Origin of the sequence: Sphingomonas sp. BK580 (genome assembly GCF_014194975.1) — a bacterium.
In the GTDB taxonomy this organism is placed as follows: Bacteria; Pseudomonadota; Alphaproteobacteria; order Sphingomonadales; family Sphingomonadaceae; genus Sphingomonas.
In genome coordinates this window covers 118,741-141,161 of sequence record NZ_JACIAY010000009.1, presented here as the reverse complement: position 1 = coordinate 141,161, position 22,421 = coordinate 118,741, and the positions used below count along the sequence as shown (strand labels likewise).

At 70.3% G+C, this 22,421-nt stretch carries 20 protein-coding genes; 9 read left to right on the top strand and 11 right to left on the bottom strand.

The window, feature by feature from the left end; genetic code table 11:
- Positions 1–157: 157 nt before the first annotated feature.
- The 5 genes from FHY05_RS15945 to coxB form a co-directional block, all read right to left on the bottom strand.
- Positions 158–1,036 carry a PEP-CTERM sorting domain-containing protein gene (locus FHY05_RS15945; protein WP_183945428.1) on the bottom strand — a complete coding sequence of 293 codons (879 nt, stop codon included), beginning with the start codon at positions 1,034–1,036 and terminating at the stop codon, positions 158–160.
- Positions 1,037–1,126: 90 nt separating this feature from the next.
- The gene (locus tag FHY05_RS15940) at positions 1,127–2,428 is read right to left on the bottom strand and encodes a UDP-glucose/GDP-mannose dehydrogenase family protein (RefSeq protein WP_183945427.1); all 1,302 of its coding nucleotides are present in this window, start codon (positions 2,426–2,428) and stop codon (positions 1,127–1,129) included.
- Between the two features lie 107 nt (positions 2,429–2,535).
- A complete protein-coding gene (locus tag FHY05_RS15935) occupies positions 2,536–2,904 on the bottom strand; it encodes a hypothetical protein (RefSeq protein WP_183945426.1) in 369 nt (122 codons plus the stop codon).
- A 276-nt stretch (positions 2,905–3,180) separates the two neighbouring features.
- On the bottom strand, positions 3,181–4,848 hold the full coding sequence (gene ctaD, locus FHY05_RS15930) for a cytochrome c oxidase subunit I (RefSeq protein WP_183945425.1): 1,668 nt from the start codon (positions 4,846–4,848) through the stop codon (positions 3,181–3,183).
- 4 nt (positions 4,849–4,852) lie between these two features.
- Positions 4,853–6,091 (bottom strand): cytochrome c oxidase subunit II, encoded by a 1,239-nt coding sequence (gene coxB / locus FHY05_RS15925; RefSeq protein WP_260181624.1) that lies wholly within the window; start codon positions 6,089–6,091, stop codon positions 4,853–4,855.
- Between the two features lie 197 nt (positions 6,092–6,288).
- On the opposite strand from coxB, the gene pyrE reads away from it, so the two are divergent.
- The 8 genes from pyrE to FHY05_RS15885 all read left to right on the top strand — a co-directional run bounded on the left by pyrE (position 6,289) and on the right by FHY05_RS15885 (position 13,080).
- Complete coding sequence (gene pyrE, locus FHY05_RS15920) at positions 6,289–6,873, top strand: orotate phosphoribosyltransferase (RefSeq protein ID WP_183945424.1); 585 nt, start codon at positions 6,289–6,291, stop codon at positions 6,871–6,873.
- Positions 6,873–7,601 (top strand): pyridoxine 5'-phosphate synthase, encoded by a 729-nt coding sequence (locus tag FHY05_RS15915; protein WP_183945423.1) that lies wholly within the window; start codon positions 6,873–6,875, stop codon positions 7,599–7,601. The genes pyrE and FHY05_RS15915 overlap by 1 nt, the downstream gene beginning before the upstream one ends.
- A 214-nt stretch (positions 7,602–7,815) precedes the next feature.
- Positions 7,816–8,235, top strand: a complete 420-nt coding sequence (acpS, locus tag FHY05_RS15910; RefSeq protein WP_183945422.1) for a holo-ACP synthase — start codon at positions 7,816–7,818, stop codon at positions 8,233–8,235.
- 4 nt (positions 8,236–8,239) lie between these two features.
- Positions 8,240–9,178, top strand: a complete 939-nt coding sequence (gene lepB / locus FHY05_RS15905) for a signal peptidase I (RefSeq protein WP_183945421.1) — start codon at positions 8,240–8,242, stop codon at positions 9,176–9,178.
- 38 nt (positions 9,179–9,216) lie between these two features.
- Positions 9,217–10,278 carry an AI-2E family transporter gene (locus FHY05_RS15900; protein WP_311732505.1) on the top strand — a complete coding sequence of 354 codons (1,062 nt, stop codon included), beginning with the start codon at positions 9,217–9,219 and terminating at the stop codon, positions 10,276–10,278.
- Between the two features lie 121 nt (positions 10,279–10,399).
- On the top strand, positions 10,400–11,377 hold the full coding sequence (locus FHY05_RS15895) for a hypothetical protein (protein ID WP_260181621.1): 978 nt from the start codon (positions 10,400–10,402) through the stop codon (positions 11,375–11,377).
- Positions 11,353–11,883, top strand: coding sequence for a DUF2141 domain-containing protein (locus tag FHY05_RS15890; protein ID WP_183945420.1), 531 nt, complete (start codon positions 11,353–11,355; stop codon positions 11,881–11,883). Before FHY05_RS15895 ends, FHY05_RS15890 begins: the two co-directional genes overlap by 25 nt.
- 12 nt (positions 11,884–11,895) lie before the next feature.
- Complete coding sequence (locus FHY05_RS15885) at positions 11,896–13,080, top strand: glycosyltransferase (RefSeq protein WP_183945419.1); 1,185 nt, start codon at positions 11,896–11,898, stop codon at positions 13,078–13,080.
- Positions 13,081–13,164: 84 nt separating this feature from the next.
- Here the strand turns inward: FHY05_RS15885 and FHY05_RS15880 are convergent, their stop codons facing one another.
- The 3 genes from FHY05_RS15880 to FHY05_RS15870 all read right to left on the bottom strand — a co-directional run bounded on the left by FHY05_RS15880 (position 13,165) and on the right by FHY05_RS15870 (position 16,318).
- A complete protein-coding gene (locus FHY05_RS15880; RefSeq protein WP_183945418.1) occupies positions 13,165–13,434 on the bottom strand; it encodes a hypothetical protein in 270 nt (89 codons plus the stop codon).
- A 119-nt stretch (positions 13,435–13,553) separates the two neighbouring features.
- Entirely contained in the window at positions 13,554–15,851 is a 2,298-nt protein-coding gene (locus FHY05_RS15875) for an EAL domain-containing protein (protein ID WP_183945417.1), read from the bottom strand.
- 242 nt (positions 15,852–16,093) lie between these two features.
- On the bottom strand, positions 16,094–16,318 hold the full coding sequence (locus FHY05_RS15870; protein ID WP_183945416.1) for a hypothetical protein: 225 nt from the start codon (positions 16,316–16,318) through the stop codon (positions 16,094–16,096).
- A 166-nt stretch (positions 16,319–16,484) separates the two neighbouring features.
- On the opposite strand from FHY05_RS15870, the gene FHY05_RS15865 reads away from it, so the two are divergent.
- Entirely contained in the window at positions 16,485–18,095 is a 1,611-nt protein-coding gene (locus FHY05_RS15865) for a cyclic nucleotide-binding domain-containing thioredoxin-disulfide reductase (protein ID WP_183945415.1), read from the top strand.
- A gap of 150 nt (positions 18,096–18,245) precedes the next feature.
- Here the strand turns inward: FHY05_RS15865 and FHY05_RS22610 are convergent, their stop codons facing one another.
- The 3 genes from FHY05_RS22610 to FHY05_RS22820 form a co-directional block, all read right to left on the bottom strand.
- Positions 18,246–18,857, bottom strand: a complete 612-nt coding sequence (locus tag FHY05_RS22610; RefSeq protein ID WP_260181620.1) for a hypothetical protein — start codon at positions 18,855–18,857, stop codon at positions 18,246–18,248.
- Positions 18,858–18,902: 45 nt separating this feature from the next.
- On the bottom strand, positions 18,903–19,910 hold the full coding sequence (locus FHY05_RS15855) for an NAD-dependent epimerase/dehydratase family protein (RefSeq protein WP_183945414.1): 1,008 nt from the start codon (positions 19,908–19,910) through the stop codon (positions 18,903–18,905).
- Between the two features lie 137 nt (positions 19,911–20,047).
- Positions 20,048–22,279 carry a glycosyl hydrolase gene (locus FHY05_RS22820; protein WP_183945413.1) on the bottom strand — a complete coding sequence of 744 codons (2,232 nt, stop codon included), beginning with the start codon at positions 22,277–22,279 and terminating at the stop codon, positions 20,048–20,050.
- Between the last annotated feature and the right edge of the window lie 142 nt (positions 22,280–22,421).

Below are 22,421 nucleotides of genomic sequence, written 5' to 3'. Positions count from 1 at the left end.
TGGCGCTGCGGCTCCTTCGCAGGTCTGCTCGTCTGGATCCCCGCCTCCGCGGGGATGTCGGGTCTGGGCTTGCGTCAGGATGCGACCTCAGGCGGCAGGGCAGCCAGTCCGTTCCCGCCGGCCTAGCCCCGCCGCCATCCCCCCCCCCCCGCCATTCTCACCCCAGGCGCCCGCGCGCGCGCAGCTCGTCGCTGGCGATCGCGCGCAGCCGCGTCGCGACGCGCGGATCCAGCCCAAGGTCGTCGGCGGCGCGCTCGCGCCCGTCGAGCCGGTGCGGGTCGACGCCGGTGAGCGTGCCGAAGGTCATCAGCGCCTCGAGATAATAGCCCTCGGCGCTGGCGTGGTACTGGTCCCAGCTCCACAGGCTGACCTGGCCGAAAGCGACCCCGTCATAGGGGTCGGGGTCGGCGAGTCCGTCGCGGATCGCGCGGTTCCACGCGCTGCCCACCGCTATCGCGGCGTTGAGGCCACCGCCCTCGGCGACGGCGCGGTCGGTCACCGCGGCGAGCTCGTCCGCCATCGCGACGATCGGCTGCCCCGACCAGCGCGCGCCCGGGCGATAGGTGAGATCGGCCCGCGACCAGGTGGCGACGAGGTCGACGATCACCGCGGGGTTGCGCGCGCGGAACAGCGCGGCGAGATCGCGCGCGGCGGCGACGTGGCGCGTCGGGTCGCCGGGGCGCGCCGGATCGAGCGTGCTGTATCCCTGTAGCACCACCGCGTCCCACGGCCGGTCGATCAGCGCGCGCCGGTTCTGCAGGTGCCAGGCGAGCTCCTTGCCCGGCGAGGTCTCGAGGCTGACCTGCCAGTCGAGCCCGGCCTCGTCGGCGAAGGTCTTGAACAGCGCGGGCACGCCGCCGATGCCCTCGCCGTTGAGATCGGTGACTCGATCGGGGCGGTAGCGCTGCACCGGCGAGTTGGCGCCGAAGGTGAAGCTGTTGCCGATGAAGAGGACGGTGCGCGCCGCGGCGGCCTGGGGCAGCGCGGCGGCGAGCAGCAGCGCGACGGCGAGCGCGCGAGAGAGGAGGCGGGCCATGCCGCCAGACAGCAGACCCGTGCGCCGCTGCCAAGGGTGTAGGGCGGCGCCGATCCTCCCGCTTCCCGGGAGGGCCGGCGCCGTCGCGGCTCAGCGGCCGATGCTGGTGTACTGGAAGCCCGCCGCGGCGATCTCGTCGGGCGTGTAGATGTTGCGCAGGTCGATCAGCACCGGGGTCTTGAGCAGCGACTTGACCCGATCGAAGTCGAGCGCGCGGAACTGGTCCCACTCGGTCACGATCGCGAGCGCGTCGGCGCCCTCGATCGCCTCGTACGGGCCCTTGCAATAGACCACGTCGCCGAGCAGCTTCTCGGCCTGCTCCATGCCCTCGGGGTCATAGGCCTTCACCGTCGCGCCGGCGTCCTGCAGCGTCTGGATCACCGCGATCGCTGGCGAGTCGCGCATATCGTCGGTGTTCGGCTTGAAGGTGAGGCCCAGCACCGCGACGGTCTTGCCGCGGACGTCGTCGCCCATCGCGTGGACGATCTTGCGCCCCATCGCGCGCTTGCGGTTTTCGTTCACCGCGACCACCGCCTCGACGATGCGCTGCGGCGCGTCATAGTCCTGGCTGGTCTTGAGCAGCGCCAGCGTGTCCTTGGGGAAGCACGAGCCGCCGTAGCCGGGGCCGGCGTGGAGGAACTTGGACCCGATGCGATTGTCCAGCCCGATGCCGCGGCTGACGTCCTTCACGTCCGCACCGACCTTCTCGCACAGGTCGGCGATCTCGTTGATGAAGGTGATCTTGGTCGCGAGGAAGGCGTTGCCGGCGTACTTGATCAGCTCGGCGGTGCGGCGGCGGGTCACGAGGATCGGCGCGGCGTTGAGATACAGTGGGCGGTACACCTGACGCATCACGTCGGTGGCGCGCTCGTCCTCCGAGCCGATGACGATCCGGTCGGGCCGCTTGAAGTCGTCGATCGCGGCGCCCTCGCGCAGGAACTCCGGGTTGGAGACCACGCCGAAATCGGCGTCGGGCGCGGCCTCGCCGATGATCCGCTCGACCTCGTCGCCGGTCCCGACGGGGACGGTCGATTTGGTCACGATCACCGTATAGCCCGAGATCGCCTCGCCGATCTCCTTGGCGGCGGCGTAGACGTACGACAGGTCGGCGTGGCCGTCACCGCGGCGCGACGGCGTGCCGACCGCGATGAAGACCGCGTCGGCGTCCTTCACGCCCTCCTTGAGGTCGGTGGTGAAGCGAAGGCGCCCGGCCTGGACGTTGCGCGCGACGAGATCCTCGAGGCCGGGCTCGTAGATCGGCATCTTGCCGGCGAGCAGTCGCTCGATCTTGCCCTGATCCTTGTCGACGCAGACGACGTCGTGGCCGAAGTCGGCGAAGCAGGTGCCCGATACCAGCCCGACATAGCCCGAGCCGATCATGGTGATGCGCAAGGTGGTCGCTCCTCGTTGATTGACGATGGGACGCGATCGGCCCCTCGCCCGGAGCGCTACCCGTTACGTTCGCGGTCTGGCAAGCCGCAAGCGGTGCAGTGCAGCATTCAACTGCTTGGATATGGGGCGGCTGGTACAGCGGGGCGGGGTCGGCGGGCGGTCGCGCGGCGCCAGCGCCGGCGGCGGTGCTGCGCCACCGCGGCGATGGCGACGGGCCACAGCATCGTCAGCGTGATGTCGCCGAGCGTGTCGCGGACGGACCAGCTCGGCGAACCGGCGAGCCAGTCGAGCGCCTCGTTGAGCATCTCGGCGGCGAACACGACGTGGAGCGCGACGAGCGAGCCGCGCTGCTCGCGCAGGACGAGGCGGGCCAGCAGGTAGATGGCCAACCCGGCGTGGACGTGGAGCAGCGGCGCCGGTCCGGCGGTCGCGACGATCTGGTCGATCAGCTGCTTGTAGGCGCGCGCGAGTTCCATCGCGCGGCGGTGTAGCGGCGAGGGGTTACGGAATCGCTAGGAGGTGGGGCGATTGGGCCGCCCCACTCCCTTAGGCGTCATCCCCGCGAAGGCGGGGATCCATATACGCTGCCGCCTCGGCTCCGTGGAAGGTTCGCGCGTCTGGATCCCCGCCTCCGCGGGGATGACGAAGGAAGGGGGGGAAGGGAGGTCTTCACGCCCGCTCCTCACCCCCAAAGGCCGACCGGCGCCGCGTCCGTGGACGCGGCGCCGGCCGGATCACGAGCGAGCGCCCGATCAGTCGATCTTGGGCAACGTCTCGAACTGGTGGAACGGGGGCGGGCTCGACAGGGTCCACTCCAGCGTGGTCGCACCCGCGCCCCACGGATTGTCGGGCGCCTTCTTGCCCGCCAGCATCGACCAGACGACGTTGACGAAAAAGATCACCATTCCCGACGCCATGATCATGTAGCCGACCGTCGCGACATGGTTCCAGTGTGCGAAGGCGTCGGGATAGTCCGGGTAGCGCCGCGGCATGCCCTGCAGGCCGAGGAAGTGCATCGGGAAGAACATCACGTTCACGCCGACGAAGAACACCCAGAAGTGCAGCTGGCCGAGCAATTCCGAGTACATCCGCCCGGTCATCTTCGGGAACCAGTAATAGAAGCCGGCGAAGAGCGAGAACACCGCGCCGAGGCTCAGCACGTAGTGGAAGTGCGCCACCACGTAGTAGGTGTCCTGCATGTAGTCGTCGACCCCGCCGTTGGCGAGCACCACGCCGGTCACGCCGCCGACGGTGAACATGAAGATGAAGCCGATCGCCCAGACCATCGGCGTGGGGAAGCGCAGCGAGCCGCCCCACATGGTCGCGATCCAGGAGAAGATCTTGATGCCCGTCGGCACCGCGATCACCATCGTCGCCGCGGTGAAGTACATCTTCACGTTGACGCTCATGCCGGTGGTGAACATGTGGTGCGCCCACACCACGAAGCCGACCACCCCGATCGCGACCATGGCATAGGCCATGCCGAGATAGCCGAACACGGGCTTGCGGCTGAAAGTGGCGACGATGTGGCTGATGATGCCGAAGCCCGGCAGGATCATGATGTACACTTCGGGGTGACCGAAGAACCAGAACAGATGCTGATACAGCACCGGGTCGCCGCCGCCCGCCGGGTCGTAGAAGGTGGTGCCGAAGTTGCGGTCGGTCAGCAGCATCGTGATCGCCGCGGCGAGCACCGGCAACGCCAGCAGCAGCAGGAAGGCGGTGACCAGCACCGACCAGGCGAACAGCGGCATCTTGTGCAGCGTCATGCCCGGCGCGCGCATGTTGAAGATCGTGGTGATGAAGTTGATCGCGCCGAGGATCGAGCTGACGCCCGCGAGATGGAGCGACAGGATCGCCATGTCGACCGACGGCCCCGGCTCGCCATAGGTGGAGAGCGGCGCGTAGACCGTCCAACCGGTGCCCGCGCCGCCGAAGAAGGGCGAGGCCAGCAGCAGGGTGAAGGCGGGCACCAGCAGCCAGAAGCTGATGTTGTTCATCCGCGGGAAGGCCATGTCGGGCGCGCCGATCATGATCGGCACGAACCAATTGCCGAAACCGCCGATCATCGCCGGCATCACCATGAAGAACACCATGATGAGGCCGTGCGCGGTGACCAGCACGTTCCACAGGTGGAGCGCCTGGTCGAAGCTCTGCTCGGTGCCGCCGTGGAGCATCGCCACCCACTTGGGCAGATACTGGATGCCCGGGTGCATCAGCTCGGCGCGCATCAGCCCCGAGATCGCGCCGCCGATGATCCCCGCGCAGATCGCGAAGATGAGGTAGAGCGTGCCGATGTCCTTGTGGTTGGTGGACATGAACCAGCGCGCGAAGAAGCCGGGCTTGTGGTCGGCGTGCGCGTCATGGTGGCCGTGATCGTGCGCCTGGAAGGCGGACGGGTGGAGCGCGGTGTCGGTCATCGTCTTAGCGTCCGGCTTCGCCGACGCCACCGGGGTTGCCGGTCGCGCCCTGCGGGGAAGGGGTGGGAGTGTCGGTGCCGTTCTCGGTCGGACCGGTCAGCGCGTTGCTCATCGCGGCCTCGTCCATCACCGCGGCCGAGCCGTCGGCGCCGGGCTGCGGGATCACCTTGTCGGAGGGCTTGCCCGCGGCCGGCATCGAGCCGCCCTTGGCGCGCACCCAGGCGGCGAACTGCGCCGGCGGCACCGCCTCCACCGCGATCGGCATGAACGCGTGGCGCGCGCCGCACAGCTCCGAGCACTGGCCGAAATAGAGGCCCGGCTTGTCGATGGTGAAGCTGGTCTCGTTGAGGCGGCCCGGGATCGCGTCGAGCTTGATCCAGAAGGCGGGGACCGCCCAGCTGTGGATCACGTCGTTGGCGGTGGTGATCAGCCGGATCGGCACGCCGACGGGCAGCACCACGCGATTGTCGGTGGCGAGCAGCCGCGGCCCGTCCGCGTCGCTGCGCGCGCGCTCGCCCGCCGCGACCTGGCTGCCTTCCTTGAGCATGTTGGCGGTGATCTCGATCCCGCCGTGGTCGGGATACTGGTAGCTCCAGAACCACTGGTTGCCGATCGCCTTCAGCGTCACCGCGCCCGCCGGGGCGGGGCGGAACTGCGCCTGGAGCAGCCCGATCGAGGGCACCGCGATGGCGACCAGGATCAGCACCGGCGCCAGCGTCCACACCACCTCGATCACGGTGTTGTGGCTCGTCTTGGACGGGGTCGGGTTGGCGCTGGCGCGGAAGCGGATCACCACGAACACGAGCAGCGCCAGCACGAACAGCGAGATGATCGTGATCAGCGGGAACAGGATGCGATCGTGAAACCAGTGCGCGCGCAGGCCATTCTTGGTGACCTGCGGTTGGATGTGGATCACGCCGTCGACCGGCTGGCCGATCTTGGGGCCGGTGCTGACGACCCGCGCGTCCATCGCGGGGGCGCCGTCCATCGCCAGCGCGGGGGCGGCGGGCGCGGCGTCGGCCTTCTGCACGGTGCCGCCGGCCTGGCCCTGGTTGGCGTCGGCGGGACGGAGCCCGCTCGGCGCCGCGGTGGCGCTCGTCGCGGGCCCGGCGCTCGGCGCCGCGGCCTGGGCGGAGGCCCCGCCGGCCACGCCCGCCAGCGCGAGCCCGGCCGCAAGCATCAATCCTGTCAGCGCGCCCCGGCGACCTGCCCCGAAACCTGCCTTGAACCCGGTTGTCAGCATGTTGTGTTCTAAACCCCTCTCTGGCGCACGCGTCAGCGGGCCGGGCAAGCCTGCCCCTCCTGCCTAGGCGTATAGCAGACCGACCCCTCGCCTCAAGGCCCTGCGCGCGACGGCGGTTTTCGCGAGCGCCGCGCGTTGCGCGCGGGCGCGCCCGCTCCTATGCCGCGCGGGTGGCCGTGGAGGAGCGTGACGCGACGATGACCGACGACGAGGTGCTGGCCGAGTTCCGCGCCGCCGACGCGCTGCTCGAGGGACATTTCATCCTCTCCTCGGGCCTGCGCAGCCCGCGTTATCTCCAGTGCGCACGCGTGCTGATGGACCCGCGTCGCGGCGCGCGGCTGGCCGAGGCGTTGGCCGAGCGCATCCCTGACGAGCTGCGGCAGCGCATCAGCGCGGTGGTCGCACCCGCGATGGGCGGGGTGATCGCGGGGCACGAGATGGCGCGCGCGCTCGGCGTCGAGGCGATGTTCGTCGAGCGGCCGACCGGCACGTTCGAGCTGCGCCGCGGCTTCCGACTCGCGCCCGGGCAGGAGGTGCTGATGATGGAGGACGTCGTCACCACCGGCCTGTCCAGCCGCGAGGCGATCGCCGCGATCGCGGCCGCGGGCGGGCGAGTCGTCGCGGGCGCCGCGCTGGTCGATCGTTCGAACGGCCAGGCCGACATCGGCGTACCCTTCTTCCCGCTGATCCGGCTCGACGTGCCGACCTACGAGGCCGACTCGCTGCCGCCCGAGCTGGCCGCGATCCCGGCGATCAAGCCGGGCAGCCGGGCCGCCGCGTGATGGCCGCGCCGCTGCGTCTCGGGGTCAACATCGACCATGTTGCCACGGTGCGCAACGCGCGCGGCGGCGGCTTCCCCGATCCGGTCCGCGCCGCGCTGCTGGCGGCTGAGGCGGGTGCGGACGGCATCACCGCGCATCTGCGCGAGGACCGGCGCCACATCACCGACGACGATATCGCGCGGCTGTCCGCCGGTCTCGCGATCCCGCTCAATCTCGAGATGGCGGCGACGCCCGAGATGCTCGCGATCGCGCTGCGCCATCGCCCGCACGCCGCCTGCATCGTCCCCGAGAAGCGCGAGGAGCGCACCACCGAGGGCGGGCTCGACGCCGCGGGGCAGCGCGCCGCGCTCGCCCCGATCGTCGGCGCGCTGCGCGAGGCGGGGGTGCGCGTGTCGCTCTTCATCGAGCCCGACCCGCGCCAGATCAAGGCCGCGCTCCAGCTCGGCGCGCCGGTGGTGGAGCTGCATACCGGCCGCTACGCCGAGCTGGAGGGTGCAGCGCGCGCGGATGAGCTGCGCCGGCTGACGGACGCGGCGGCGCTGGCGGCGAAGAACGGCATCGAGGTCCACGCCGGCCACGGGCTGACCTACGACAATGTCGCGCCAGTGGCGGTGATCCCGCAGGTGCGCGAGCTCAACATAGGGCACTTCCTGATCGGGGAGGCGATCTTCGTCGGCCTCGACGCGAGCGTCCGCCGCATGCGCGACGCGATGGAGAGCGCGCGATGAGGTGGGCGCTAAATCCTCCCCTGCAAGGGGAGGTGTACCGCCGTGCGCAGCACGGTGGTGGAGGGGGATCGCCGCGAGCGATGCGGATCGATCTGTCGACCTCGCTCACCGGCGATCCCGCCTGCGCCCTTCCCTCGAGCTTGCGCGACGCCGCGTGCCCCCCTCCACCACTCGCTTCGCGAGCGGTCCCCCTCCCCGCGCCGGGGAGGATCTCGTGATCGTCGGCCTCGGCTCGGACCTGTGCAACATCGAGCGGATCCAGGCCTCGCTCGACCGCTTCGGCGAGCGCTTCGAGGCGCGCGTCTTCACCGACGTGGAGCGCGCCAAGGCGGCGCGGCGGCCGCTGACGCGCGCGGGCACCTACGCCAAGCGCTTCGCCGCCAAGGAGGCCTTCTCCAAGGCGGTCGGCACCGGCTTCAAGGCGGGCGTGTTCATGAAGGACATCGGCGTGGTCAACGCGCGCTCGGGCGCGCCGACGCTGGCGCTGACCGGCGGCGCCAAGGAACGGCTTGACGCGATGATACCCGAGGGCCACGTCGCCCGCGTCCATCTGACGCTGACCGACGATCACCCCTGGGCGCAGGCCTTCGTGATCATCGAGGCGGTGCCGGTCGAGAGCAAGGGAGCGGCGTGACGCCATGGCCGATGAGATCAGCTTGAGCGGCGAGCCCCCGCTGGAGCGCCGCGCCGAGGCGCCGCGCACGCGCTTCGACTGGTGGGGCGAGGTGAAGGGGCTGGTCGGCCTGGTGCTCGCCGTGCTCGGCTTCCACAGCTTCATCGCCAAACCCTTCTACATCCCGAGCGAGTCGATGCTGCCCGGGCTGATGGTCGGCGACCGGCTGGTCGTCTCCAAATATGCCTATGGCTGGTCGTTCGTCTCGCCGACGATCCCCAACCCGGTCGCGATCGTCGAGGACCTCGTCTTCCACCGCCCGGTCGACGGCTGGTCGGTGCAGCTGCCCTTCCTGCACGGCCGCGTCTGGGGGAAGCTACCCGAGCGCGGCGACGTCGTCATCGTCACCCCGCCCGGTCAGAGCAGCGACTATATCAAGCGCGTGATCGGCCTGCCCGGCGACACGCTGGCGGTGCGCGGCGGCGTCGTCTTCCTCAACGGCGTGGCGGTGCAGCGCGGCGAGAAACACTATCGCGAGCTGCCGGTGGACGCCAACGCCACCTGCGACCCGGCGCAATATCCCGGCGCGCGCGTCGCCCGCGCCGACGGCACGATCGTCTGCCGCCTGCCGATCGTCACCGAGACGCTGCCCAACGGCCGCCGCTACGACACCGTCGACCTCGAGCCCGACAGCCCCGGCGACAATTACGGGCCCATCAAGATCCCGGCCAACCGCGTCTTTCTGATGGGTGACAACCGCGACCGCTCGGCCGACAGCCGCTTCGCGCTGGGCGGGTTCGAGCGCGGGCTGGGCGGCCCGGTGCCGTATGAGAACCTGGGCGGTCGCGCCGAGTTCATCACCTTCTCGGTCGACGGCGAGGCGACGTGGAACCCGCTGACCTGGCCGCACGCGTTGCGCGGCGGTCGCGCCGGCACCTCGCTCCATCCCGAGCGCGTCCGTTGAGCGACGCCACCCCGCCGCTCGATCGCCGCGGCGAGCGGGTGAACGTGACACCGGGCGCGAGCCCGCACGAGGTGCGCGACCCCGCGACGCGCGACGAGATCCGCCGCGCCGCGGTGTGGCTCGGCATGGCCTGCGCGATCGCGCTGGTGGTGCTGCTGGTCCAGCCGCTGCTGATCATCTTCGCTGGCCTGGTCTTCGCCGCGCTGCTCGACGGCGGCGTGCGGCTGCTCGGGCGCGTGCTGCCGATCGGGCGTGGCTGGCGGCTGCTGATCGTCTGCCTGCTGACGATCGCCTTCCTGCTCGGCACCTTCTACCTCGCCGGCGTGCAGATCAGCGCGCAGGTGACGCAGCTGCGCAGCACGGTCGAGACGCAGGCGATGCGGGTCACCGGCTGGCTCAGCGCGCAGGGGCTGATGCCCGGCGCCTCCGACCTCAGCGGCCTGTCGCGCCAGGCGCTCTCCTCGGTCGGGCGCGTGACGAGCTGGGTCGGCACCGCGGTGGGGGCGCTCACCACTCTGTTCATGATCATGGTGATCGGGCTGTTCGTGGCGATGGACCCGCGCGTCTACGACCGCGGGCTGCAGTGGATGGTGCCCGAGGCGGACCGCGCGGAGTTCGCGGTCACCGTCAACCGCATGGGGCAGACGCTGCGGCGGCTGCTGGCGGGGCGCCTGCTCGGCATGGCGTTCGAGGGCGTGCTCACCGCGATCGCGCTGTGGATCGTCGGGGTTCCGATGGCGCTGATCCTCGGCATCCTCACCGGACTGCTCGCCTTCATCCCCAATATCGGTGCGTTCATCTCGGGCGCGCTGATGGTGGCGGTGGGCTTCTCGGCGGGGACGCATGTCGGCGTGCTGGCGATCGTCGTCTATGTCGTGGTGCAGACCTTCGACGGCTATGTCGTGATCCCCATGGTGGCGAAGCGCACCGTCGACCTGCCGCCCGCGCTGACGCTGGGCACGCAGATCCTGGCGAGCGCGCTGTTCGGCATCCTCGGGCTCGCGCTGGCCGACCCGATGACCGCGATGGTGAAGACCGCGATGGAACGCCGCTCCGAGCGGCTCGACGATGATCGCGACGGGGCCGGCGGCTCGGCCTGAGCCGCGCAGCGGGCGGCTGATCGCGCGTGGGACAGCCGCGCCGCGGCGCTCGCTGGCGCGTGCCGCGGCGCGCTGCTAGACGCCGTCGTTCCCCGCCAGCGCGCGGGACAGGACCAGAAGATTGCGCGCCGACGAGCCACTGACCGAGCGAGCCCCCGCCAGCACCGCCGACGCCGCCCCGCCCGCGGACGCCCCGCTGGTCGCGCTCCGCCCGGTGCAGACGCTGCGCCGCCGCTGGCCAGCGCTGCTGGGTGCCATCGTGACGGTGGCCATGATGGTCGGCCTGCTGCACGAGCTGCTCGATCACGGCCTCGCCGGGCTGCGCCGTACCGTGCCCGAGGCGCCCGGCTTCTACGTCTATTTCCTGCTCTCCTATCTCGCGCTGCCGGTGTGCGACTTCGTCATCTTCCGTCGCTTGTGGGGCGTGCCGCCCGGCGCCTTCCTCGCGCTCAACAAGAAGCGGATCGCGAACGACATCCTGATCGGCTACTCGGGCGACGCCTATTTCTACGCCTGGGCGCGCGCACGGCTGAAGATGGTGGCGGCGCCGTTCGGCGCGGTGAAGGACGTCAGCATCGTGTCGGGCATCGTCGGCAATCTCACCGCGATCCTGCTCGGGGCGGTGGCGCTGCCGCTCGGCTATGAGCTGATCGATCCCGAACTGGTGCGCACCATGCTGTGGTCGCTCGGCCTGGCGCTCGCCGTCCCGGTCGGGGTGGTTGCTTTCTCCAGCCGCGTCTTCTCGCTGTCGCGCGGCGACCTATGGTTCATCTTCGGCATCGACTGGCTGCGCATCACGCTCACCTGCATCACCATCGCGCTGGCCTGGTCCTACGCGATGCCGAGCGTCTCGATCGGCATGTGGCTGTTTCTGGTGGCAGGGCGCCAGCTCGTCTCGCGCCTGCCGCTCGTGCCCAACAAAGACCTGCTTTTCGCCAATTTCGCGATCCTGGTGATCGGGCATGACCGCACGCTGTCGGACCTCATGGCGTTCACGGGCGCGTCAACCTTGGTGATGCATCTGCTGCTGACGCTCCTATTTGGGGTCGTGTACGTGTGGGAAAGGACGCAGCAATGGCGATATACCGGCGGAGCCTGACGCTCGCCGCGGTGGCGGGAGCGGCGCTCGCCGCGACCCCGGGCGCGGCGCAGGTGCTGGGTCAGGACGCCGCCGCCTGCGTGCCGGGCGCACCCGGACCGGCGATCCTCGCCAGCGTCACCGGCATCAAGGACCGCAAGGGAACGCTCAAGCTCGAGCTCTATCCTGCCACCGAGGAGGATTTTCTCGCCGGTGACAAGAAGCTGCTGGCCGCCGGCAAGACCTTCCGCCGCATCGACGTGGCGCCGCCGGCGAGCCTCACCGCCGAGATCTGCATCCGCGTGCCGCGCCCTGGGCGTTACGCGCTGTTCCTCGGCCATGACCGCGACGGCAAGCGCAAGTTCAACTTCTGGAGCGACGGCGCCGGTTTCCCGAGCAACCACAAGATCGGCCGCGCCAAGCCCAAGCTGGTCGACTCGCTGATCGACGTCGGCCCCGGCGTCACGCGCGCCACGATCCGCCTGCAATATCTGCGCGGGCTGGGCGGCTTCGGCTTCGCTGACTGAGGGAGGGGCGCGATGCGGATCGTCGACGTCAACGAATTCTACTCGCCCACCGGCGGCGGGGTGCGCTCCTACCTCGATCGCAAGATGGCGATCATGTCCGAGCTAGGTCACCAGCAGATCGTGATCGCGCCCGGCAAGGAAGACCGTGTCGAGGAGCGACCCGGCGGGGCGCTGCTCTATTACGTCAAGTCGCCGGGCATGCCGTTCGACTCCAACTACGGCCTGTTCTGGGACGCGGCGCCGGTCCACGCGCTGCTCGACCAGCTCCAGCCCGACGTGGTGGAGAATTGCTCGCCGTGGCGCTCGGCGTCGATCGTCACCTCGTGGCAGGGACCGGCGATCCGCGCCTGGTTCATGCACAACGACAATATGGAGGCCTATCCCAAGCGCTGGTTCGCCAAGATCGCGTCCGAGGGAGCGATCGAGCGCGTGTTCGGCTGGTACGACCGCTACATGGCGCGCTGCCTCGCACCCTTCGACACGGTGGTGACCAACGGGCCGGTGCTGACCGAGCGGCTGCGCGCGCGCGGGCTGCGCGTCGACGCGACGATGACGCTCGGGATCGAGCGCGAGCACTTCTCGCCCGAGCTGCGCAGCCCGGCACTGCGCGCGGCGCTGCTGGCGCAATGCGGCCTGCCCGAGGACGCGCATCTACTGATCGGGATCGGCCGTCACCACGCCGAGAAGCGCTGGCCGATGGTGATCGATGCGGCACGGCGCGCCGGGACGAAGATACCGGTCGGGCTGATGCTGCTGGGGCTCGGACCCGACACGCGCACGCTCGAGCGTCATATCGCCGAGAGCCCGCACGTGCGCATGTTCCAGCCGATCTACCACCGCGGCCAGCTCGCCGCGATCATGGCCAGCGCGGACGCCTTCATCCACGGCGGTGACAGCGAGCCGTTCGGCATGGTGGCTTCCGAGGCGCTCGCATCGGGCCTGCCGATGATCGTGCCCGACCGCGGCGGCTCCTCCGCGGTGGCGCGGCCGACGTTCGCCGAGACCTATCGCAGCGGCGACGCTTATGCCTGCGCCAAGGCGATCGTGGCGCTGTTCTCGCGCGACCAGCCGCTGGTGCGTCGCGCCGCCGAGGTGGCGTCGCGGACCGTGCTCAGTGACCGCGAGCACGCGGTGGCACTGGTCGAGCATTACCGCGAGGTGATCGAGCGCAAGCGCGGGGTGCGGTTGGCCGGATGAGGCGATGCCGTCGCTGACGTGACGAGGGGCGCCCGGGTCACCCCGGACGCCCCTGCGACATCGGCCGGCGCAGCGCCGGCGCGATCAGATCCCGTTGGAGAGGTTGGTGTCAGCGTCGTGCGTGCGCATGTCGTCCGCCTTGTTCTCACCGGTGGCGCGCACCGCGTCGGCCTTGTTCTCGAGCGCGTCCTCGGCGTTGTCGGTCGTCGCGTTGTCCGCCATCTCTTCGAGATTGTCCGCAACCGCGTCGGCATTGGCCTCGATATTGTCGGCGGCCTGCTCGCGCGGGCTCGAGTTGCAGGCGGCGAGCGAGACCAGCCCGAGGGCGGCGACGGCGGTAACGAGCTTCTTCATGGCATTCCCCTCTGTCGGTCGATCCGAACTCGCGGAAAATAATCGCCGACGACTCGGTTTGTTCCACCACCGCACAGATCGCGCGCCAGCGCAGCCGCGTCGTCAGGAGGGCAGCCTTCCTACGCCGCTGCCTCGGCCCGACCGCCCAGGAGCCCCGCGAGCGCGGCCGCCGGCACGGCGGCGGAGAACAGGAAGCCCTGGAGCTCGTTGCATCCCGCGTGTTCGAGGAAGGCGCGCTGTTCGCGCGTCTCGACCCCCTCGGCGCTGACCGCCAGGCCCATCGCCTGGCCGAGCCGCACCACCGCCTGGATGATCGCGGCGGCGTCGGCGCTCTCGCCCAGCCGGCGAGTGAAGCTCTGGTCGATCTTGATCTTGTCGACTTCGAACTTGCTGAGATAGCCGAGGCTGGAATAGCCCGTCCCGAAATCGTCGAGCGCGATGCGGAAGCCTGCGCCACGCAGCGCGGCGAGCGAGTCGCGCGCGGCCTCGTCGTCGTCGAGCAGGATACTCTCGGTCACCTCCAGCTCGATCTGTTGCGGGCGCGCGCCCGCGCGACGCACGATGTCGATCAGCTCGGCGGCCATGCCGCGCGCGCGGAACTGGACCGGCGACAGGTTGACCGCGATGGACAGCGCCGGCCAGGCGCGCGCCACGGCGCAGGCATCGCGCAGCACCCAGGCGCCGAGCTCGCGGATCAGACCGGTCTCCTCCGCGATCGGGATGAAGGCGTCCGGCGCGAGCAGCCCGCGCTCGGGATGGTGCCAGCGCACCAATGCCTCCAGCCCGATCACGCGCGCGCCGCTGGCGTTCATGCGCGGCTGATAGTGGACCATCAGCTCGCGCCGCGTGGCGATGGCGCGGCGCAGGTCGTGCTCGATCGCGCGCCGCATCTTGACGCTCTCGTCCATGTCCTCGGTGAAGAAGCGGTGGCCGTCGCGTCCCTCCGCCTTGGCGCGATACATCGCGATATCGGCCATGCGCATCAGCTCGGACCGATCGCCGCTGCAGCGCGGGTGACAGGCGATCCCGATGCTCGCGCCGATGAAGACCTGCGTGCCCAGCACGGTGAATGACTCGCGCAGCGCCGCGACCATCGCGCCCGCGAGCGCGCCCACCGCGGCCTCGTCCTCGCGCGCGCCGACCAGCACCGCGAACTCGTCGCCGCCGAGTCGCGCCACCACGTCGCCCGCGCTCACCAGCGCCTGGAGCCGCGCCGCGACGAGTTGGATCAACTGGTCGCCGCCGAGGTGACCGAGCGTGTCGTTGACCTGCTTGAATCGATCGAGATCGATCAGCAGCACCGCGCGCACGCCCTGGGCGGGCGCGTGCGCGAGCAACTGGTCACCGGCCTGGTGGAAGGCGGCACGGTTGGGCAGGCCGGTCAGCGTGTCGTGATACGCGAGGTGATGCGCCTGCGCTTCCTTGGCCTGCAGCGCGAGGTGCGCGGCGTGCAGCCGGGCAAGCGAGCGCGCGTCGCTGCGCGTCAGCTTGGCGACGCTGGCGATCAGCGCGGCCAGCGTGGCGAGCAGCGCGAAGAGCGCGGCGGCGGCGCGGGGCGCCATCGTGTGCCACACCGCCGCGCCGGGGCGATCGGGACGCCACAGCAGGTAGCCGACGCGAACGCCGCGGCTCGACACCAGCGCCAACGCCTGTTCCTCCGCGCGCCGGCGCGGCGTGGCGGCGAGCCTCGCCCCGGCGACGAGCTGGACTCGCGCCAGTCGCTGCACGAAGCCGGTGTCGAGGAAGCGCGCGCTGACCAGCAGCGGCTCGCGACCGGGCGTCGCGGCGGCGGTGCCATCCTCGGGGATGATCCGCATCACGCTCATCAGCGCCGGGCGCCCGGCGATCACGACGAGATCGGTGGCATGCTGCGCGCGCGGCGATGTGCGCACGGTCGAGCCGACGGCTAGCGGCTTCCCGGGCAGCCGCTCATGCCGATTGGCGACGGCGCCGGCATGCCCGCGGACCGCGCCGATCAAGGGCGCCGCGGCGGCGGCGAACGGCGCATAGGCCGCGGCAGGGCGCTGGACACTGTCGCGCACCACGTAGCGCGGGCTGTCGTCGGCACCGAGGATCGCGTCGGCATCATGGGCGAAGACATAGTTGAGCCACACGCCGACATTCTCGTTGACCCACGTCCAGCTCGGTGTCGCGCGGCGGAGCTCGAGCACGAGCGGCGTCCAGATCGCGACCCCGGCCTGGCTCAGCGCGAGTTCGTCGAGCGCGGCGTCGACCGCGAGCCGCACCTCCTGCTCCTGTCGCTCGACGGAGACGCGATCGGCCTGCGCCGATGCCGAGCGCAGCGCGGTCGCGGCGAAGCCGGTCAGCCCCAGCGCGAGCAGCAGCACGGGGGCGACCACCGCGGCGATGAAGCGCGGGCCGAAGCGTCGGGTGGTGGCGAGATCGCGTGCGGGCACAGGGCTGCTCCTGATGCACCGGGCTAGCGTCCGATGGTCGAGATTCGGTTAACCCGCTCGCGCGAAGCGGCGCGCAAGAGCTTGGTTTGCCGCCGTTCGGGCGTGATCTCGAGCGGCCAACGGCGACGCGTGGCGGGCGGGCGCGTCGATGAACCAGTCGGTCGCATCGGCGGTGATCGGCTGCTGCGCCCTTTGGGAGATCGCCCGCCCGGCACTCGACCGGCGCGACTCCCCCGGCGCGCTCACTTCAGCGGGCGCAGCGCCGCATCGAGCAGGTCGGCGCCGTGCCGCGCGAGCGCCAGCTGCGCCTCCAGCTCGCGCTCATAGGCGGCGAGCTCCGCGACCGAGCGGCGGTCGTGCAGCATCGCCGCCACGCGGCGGACGCGGCGCAGCTCGCGGTCGAGCAGCGCGTTCACGGCGAGCGCGTCGGTCGGGGCGGGGGCAGGGGCAGGGGCAAGCGCGGGCACGTCGGTCTCTCGTGTCGAGGAGCGTCCTGTCTGGCCTCCGGATGATGCGCGCGGATGGCGGTTTGTTGCGGCTTTGTCGCGGGATTGTCGCAGCCGACCGGTTGCGACGGCTTGCCGCGGCCGCCATCATGCGCGGTACGGGGCAGCAGCGGCGGAGTGTGAGGCGATGGAGACGATCGGGCGCGACCTGCGCGAGATGCAGCGCGTGCCACTCCGCCCCGAGCATGTCGACGCGATCCGTGGCGCGGGCGCCGAGCGCCGCTATCTCGCGGGAACCTACCTGGTAAGGCCGGGGGACCCGGTGGAGAGCTTCGTCTACGTCGAGGACGGCGAGATCGAGGTGGTCAACAGCTATACCGGCGAGCGCCATCTGCCCTCCACGCTGGGGCCGACCCAGTTCATGGCCGAGATCGCCTTTCTCAGCGGGGGCAGCTGGTCGATGGCGATGCGCGCCGCGCGGGACACGCGCGTGATCGAGGTACCGCGCGCGCGCATGCTCGAGCTGATGGCCCGGGTACCCGAGATGTCGGACATCATCATCACCGTGCTGGCGGCGCGGCGACGGCGGCAGCTCGAGTCGCACGACAGCTCGCTGGTGCTGCTCGGCGAGGAGCAGGACCGCGGCGTGCGCCGAGTCGCGGAGTTCGCCGCGCGCAACCGCATCCCTTATACTAGCCACGCGCTCGGCACGGCGGACGCGGCGACCGTGGCGACGAGCTGCGCGGTGGACGCCGACCGGCCGGCGGTGATCTTCGGGCGCGACCGGGTGGTCGCGGATCCCACGCCGGAGAAGGTCGCCAAGCTGCTCGGGCTCAGCCGCGAGTTCGTCGACGACGAGGCGGTCGACGTGCTCGTGGTCGGCGCCGGGCCGGCGGGCACCGCGGCGGGAGTCTATGCCGGCGCCGAGGGGCTGGACGCCTTGGTGGTGGAGGACACCGCGATCGGCGGGCAGGCGGGCACGTCGAGCCGGATCGAGAACTACATGGGCTTTCCCACTGGCATCTCCGGCGCGGACCTGGTCTGGCGCGGCGAGGTGCAGGCGATGAAGTTCGGCACGCGCTTCGCCATGCCGCTGCGCGTCGCCGCGCTCGACCGGCTCGACGACGGCCAGTTCTGCGCCAGCTTCGACAACGGCCAACGCGTCCGCGCGCGCGCCGTGGTGGTGGCGACCGGGGTGCAATATCGTCGCCTGCCGATCGACCGGCTCGGCGAGTTCGAGGGCAGTGGCATCTATTATGCCGCCACCGAGAACGAGGCGCGCTTCTGCCGCGAGGCGGAGGCGATCGTCATCGGCGGCGGCAATTCGGCGGGGCAGGCGGCGATGTACCTCAGCCGGGTGGCGCGGCACGTGCGGCTGCTGGTGCGCGGGCGCTCGCTCGCCACCTCCATGTCCAATTATCTCACCAGCCGGCTCGAGGCCGACCCGGCGATCTCGATCGACTACGGCGCTGAGATGGTGGCGGTGCACGGCGGCGACGTGCTGGAGGCAGTGACGATCCGTCAGGACGGTGCCGAGCGCGTGGTGGACACCTGCGCCGCCTTCGTGATGGTGGGCGCGGCACCGAACACCGGCTGGCTCGAGGGGCTGGTCGCGCTCGACGACAAGGGCTTCGTGCTGACGGGGCGCGCGGCGGGCGGGGCGAGCTCCTATGCCACCTCCTGCCCGGGCGTGTATGCCGTCGGGGACGTGCGCGCGGGATCGGTCAAGCGCGTCGCGTCCTCGGTCGGCGAGGGGTCGGTGGTGATCTCCCAGGTGTGGTCGTATCTCAACGAGTGAGGGGGATGCTGTGCTCACGGGCTTGTGCCCCGGCGCAGGCCGCGGCCGAGGTGCAGAGGTCGTCGCGGGATCCACTGCCCTCGCCCAACTGGGCCCTGGCCTTCGCCGGGGCACGGCAGGTGCAGCGGTCTTGCTTCGACACCGGCCCGCTCACCCCGCGTCGCCATCTCCCGGCAGGCAGGCCCGCAGCTGCTCCACCCGATCGCGGCCGTCACCGCGCGTGAGCACCGACAGCGCGCGGCAGGTGCGCGCGCCGTCGGGCTCGGCCGCGCCCGCGACGACGAAGCCGTGCGCGCCGCCGGGTTGCTGCCACTCGGTCATCTCGCCGCTGCGCAGCGCCGCCGCGACCGCTGCCGCGCGCGTCGCCGCGCCGGGCAGCACCGCCGCCACATCGTCGGCGGGAGAGGCGCTCGGCGCCGGTCGCGGAAGCGGATGACGCGCCGCGCGCGGCGCGGCCGTCGAGGTGGGGCGCGGTGCCGAGAGCGTGACGCGCTCGGGGACGGGCACGCTCACCGAGTAGCTCGCGCGCGGCGGGAGCCTGGTCGCGGCGACGGCGAGGCCGCCGAGGCCGGTCGCGGCCGCGGCGGCGAGAAGCGCGGGGAAAGGCCGTAGCCGCGGGCGGATCAGCGCGGGCAGCGTCGCCGGCAGCGTCGTCAGTACCACCTCGCGCGTGAGGCGCAGCGGACCCAGCTCGATCGTGGTGCGCCGCACCAGCCCGGTCATCGTCGTCGGCGCGGTCCGCCAATCCATCTCGCGTGCCATCGCGCCAACATCGCGCGCGGGCACCGCGCTGGCAAGCCGCCCTGCTCAGCCGCGGCGTGCGCGATAGCCCTTGTACCACTCGACCCACTTGGGAATGCCGACGGCGATCGGCGTGGTCGGGCGAAAGCCGAGGTCGTCTTGGATCGCGGTGAGGTCGGCGTAGGTCGCTGGCACGTCGCCGGGCTGCATGCCCTTGTCGACGCGGATCGCCGTTCGCCCGCACGACTCCTCGATCAGCGCGATCAAGGTCTCGAGCTCCTCGGCCTTGTTGTTGCCGATGTTGTAGATGCGGTGGGGCGAGACGCTGCCGCCGGCCTTCACCTGACCGTCGTCGGCGGGCGGGTGGTCGAGCGCGGCGACGATCCCGGTGACGATGTCATCGATATAGGTGAAGTCGCGGCGCATGTTGCCGCCGTTGTAGACCTCGATCGGCTGGCCGGAGAGGATCCTGTCGGTGAAGCCCCACACCGCCATGTCGGGCCGACCCCACGGCCCGTAGACGGTGAAGAAGCGCAGGCCCGTCTGCGGGATGCGGTAGAGATGCGCGTAGGTCTCGCTCATCAGCTCGTCGGCCTTCTTGGTGGCGGCGTAGAGCGAGATCGGGAAGTCGACGCGCTGCTCGACGCGGAACGGCAGGTCGGGGCTGGTGCCGTAGACCGAGGAGGAGGAGGCGTAGACCATCTGGTCGACCCGGCGCGCGCGCGCCAGCTCGAGCATGTTGACGTGGCCCGCCAGGTTGGACGCGACATAGGCGCGCGGGTTGCTCAGCGAGTAGCGCACGCCCGCCTGCGCGCCGAGATGGACGATCCGCTCGATCTCGGTGCCGCCGAGCGCGGCGTCGATCGCCTCATGGTCGCTGAAGTCGAGCTGGTGGAAGGTGAAGCGCTCGGCGCCGCCCTCCGCCACGATCGCCTCGAGCCGGTCGCGCTTGAGCTGGACCGGGTTGTAGTCGTTGAGGTTGTCGATGCCGACCACGGTGTCGCCGCGCGCGAGCAGCCGCCGCGCGACATGGCTGCCGATGAAGCCGGCGACGCCGGTGACCAGAACCTGCATGATCGTTCCTCTTCCCGCCGACATGACCCGTTGTTGCGTTCACCGATAGTCGGGCGGATCGCAATTGCCCAGGCGAGCGGGCCTCCTGAGAAAGGGCCGGGCCGGCGGGAGCCGACCCGTATCCCTCGGTCTCTGCCTCACACGTAGTGGAAGCCGGTGTCGGTCTTGAGCAGGTGCGCCATGTCGAGCCCCTCCAGCAGCACCGAGCTGCCCGAGTCGATCGTCACCATCACGCCGTCGTGATCCTGCGTCACCGTCGCGGCCTTGCCGCCCTTGAGCAGGCCGGCGAGGTCGAGCGTGTCGCCCGCGCCGAAGTCGGTGATCGTGGCGTGGCCGGCCTTGGCGAAGACGAACGTGTCGCTCCCGCCGCCGCCGGTGAGGATGTCGTCGCCGCCCATGCCGTTGAGCACGTTGTTGCCGCTGTTGCCGATCAGCGTATTGGCCTGGCTGTTGCCGGTGGCGTTGATGTTGGCGGTGCCGGTCAGCGCCAGCGTCTCGACGAACGTGCCCGCCAGGCTGTAGCTCACCGTGGCGTAGACGGTATCGATGCCCTGCGCCTTGCCCTGCAGCTCGATCACCTTGTCGCCGATATTGTCGACATAGTAGGTGTCGTCGCCCGCGCCGCCGGTCATCACGTCGGCGCCGCCGCGTCCGTCGAGCACGTTTTTGCCCGCGTTGCCGAGCAGCGAGTCGGCGCCGGCGCCGCCGAAGCCCGAGAGATCGGCCTTGCCGGTCAGGCGCAGCGTTTCGACGTTGGTGCCGGCGAGGTCGAAATTGACCGAGGCGTAGACGGTGTCGTTGCCCTCGCCGACGTTCTCGACGACGCGGTCGCCGAGGTGATCGACGTAATAGGTGTCGTTGCCGAGGCCGCCGACCATCAGGTCCGCACCCGCCTTGCCGTCGAGCTCGTTGTTGCCCGCATTGCCGTACAGCGCATTGTCCTGGCTGTTGCCGGTCGCGGCGAGGTCGGCGGTGCCGGTGAGGTGCAGCGCCTCGACGAAGGTGCCGGCGAGGCTATAGCTCACCGAGGCGTAGATCGTGTCGTTGCCCTCATACTGCGCCTCGATCACCTTGTCGCCGACGTTGTCGACGTAATAGGTGTCGTCGCCGAGACCGCCCGCCATCGTGTCAACGCCGCCGCGCCCGTCGATCACGTTGTTGCCGTCATTGCCGGTGATCTTGTCCGCGCTCGCGCTACCGAAGGCCTTGAGGTCGGCGCTGCCGGTGAGGCGCAGCGCCTCGACGTTGAGCCCCGCCATGTCGAAGTCGATCGACGCCTCGACGGTGTCATAGCCCTCGCCGGCTTTCTCGATCACCTTGTCGCCGACATTGTCGACGCGGTAGGTGTCGTCGCCGGTGCCGCCGGTCATCTTGTCGGCGCCGGTGCCGCCGTCGAGCAGGTCGTTGCCCGCGCCGCCGTTGAGCACGTCATCGCCGGCGCGGCCGTGCAGGAAATCGTTGCCCGCGCCGCCCGAGAGCGTGTCGTTGCCGGCATGGCCGATCAGCATGTCGACGCCACCGCCGCCGCTGCGGTTCACCACCGTCGTGTCGTTGGCAAACGGATCGATCCCTTGCCCGAAGATCGCCTGGAACACCTTGCCCGCGTTGGGGTACTGCCCGTCGGAGAGGCGACCCTTGAAGTCGGCGTTCGAGTTCCAGTAATTCTGGTACGTAATGTTGTGGTCCTCGAACCACTGCGCCGCCATCTCGATGAAGGCGCCCGAGGTGTCCGAGTTGACGCCCCACTCGCCGATCGCGGTGGGCTTGCCGTGCGCGTCGGCGAAGTCCTGCTGCCACTGGAGGCCGTAGGGCTGGTTGACGAAATAGTTGAATGCCGCGACGGGGTCCTTGGGATCCCACTGCGTGTTGTAGTAGAAGTCGAGCCCGATCACGTCGACGTACTTGTCGCCCGGGTAGACCGAGGCGACGTCCATGCCCTGGCTGCCGATATTGGGCGTCCACTCGAACACGAATTTGTCCGACACCGAGCGGAAGGTGTCCACGAACTGCTGGAACGCGCCGACATAGGCCTTCTCATGGCCGTTGGCGGACCAGGGGAACCAGCCGTTGCCGTTCATCTCCCAGCCGAGCCGGATGTAGATCTTGTCGTCGCCGCCGGCGTTCGCCACCATGTCCTTGGCGAGCGCGAGATAGTTGTTGTTGTACTGGCCTTTGGCGGCATTCTCCAGGGTCGCGCCCCAGGGGATCAGGCCGATCGACCATTTGATGTCGACGTCGGCACCGGCGACCTGCTGCGCGATCCACTTCGGCGACTCGTTGAAGTCCCACCAGCTGCCGAATCCGCCGACCAGCTGGATCGCGTCGAGATGGCTGTTCAGCCACGTCGCGTTCTGCGTGACCGAGTTCATGCTGTTGTCGATATAAACGGAGTTCTGCATTGTCGTCGCCCAATCCAGAGATGATCTGATGGAGCGGCTGTTACGACATAGGCTTCGAAATCTTTGTCACCGAAAGCGGTTAAGTAGATATTACTGGTAAATGAGCGTAAAC

Coding starts and splice junctions, on each gene's coding strand:
- FHY05_RS15945 (WP_183945428.1), bottom strand. CDS start 1,036: ATGGCCCGCCTCCTCTCTCGCGCGCTCGCCGTCGCGCTGCTGCTCGCC.
- FHY05_RS15935 (WP_183945426.1), bottom strand. CDS start 2,904: ATGGAACTCGCGCGCGCCTACAAGCAGCTGATCGACCAGATCGTCGCG.
- ctaD (WP_183945425.1), bottom strand. CDS start 4,848: ATGACCGACACCGCGCTCCACCCGTCCGCCTTCCAGGCGCACGATCAC.
- coxB (WP_260181624.1), bottom strand. CDS start 6,091: ATGCTGACAACCGGGTTCAAGGCAGGTTTCGGGGCAGGTCGCCGGGGC.
- pyrE (WP_183945424.1), top strand. CDS start 6,289: ATGACCGACGACGAGGTGCTGGCCGAGTTCCGCGCCGCCGACGCGCTG.
- FHY05_RS15915 (WP_183945423.1), top strand. CDS start 6,873: ATGGCCGCGCCGCTGCGTCTCGGGGTCAACATCGACCATGTTGCCACG.
- lepB (WP_183945421.1), top strand. CDS start 8,240: ATGGCCGATGAGATCAGCTTGAGCGGCGAGCCCCCGCTGGAGCGCCGC.
- FHY05_RS15890 (WP_183945420.1), top strand. CDS start 11,353: ATGGCGATATACCGGCGGAGCCTGACGCTCGCCGCGGTGGCGGGAGCG.
- FHY05_RS15885 (WP_183945419.1), top strand. CDS start 11,896: ATGCGGATCGTCGACGTCAACGAATTCTACTCGCCCACCGGCGGCGGG.
- FHY05_RS15880 (WP_183945418.1), bottom strand. CDS start 13,434: ATGAAGAAGCTCGTTACCGCCGTCGCCGCCCTCGGGCTGGTCTCGCTC.
- FHY05_RS15865 (WP_183945415.1), top strand. CDS start 16,485: ATGGAGACGATCGGGCGCGACCTGCGCGAGATGCAGCGCGTGCCACTC.
- FHY05_RS22610 (WP_260181620.1), bottom strand. CDS start 18,857: ATGGCACGCGAGATGGATTGGCGGACCGCGCCGACGACGATGACCGGG.
- FHY05_RS15855 (WP_183945414.1), bottom strand. CDS start 19,910: ATGCAGGTTCTGGTCACCGGCGTCGCCGGCTTCATCGGCAGCCATGTC.
- FHY05_RS22820 (WP_183945413.1), bottom strand. CDS start 22,279: ATGAACTCGGTCACGCAGAACGCGACGTGGCTGAACAGCCATCTCGAC.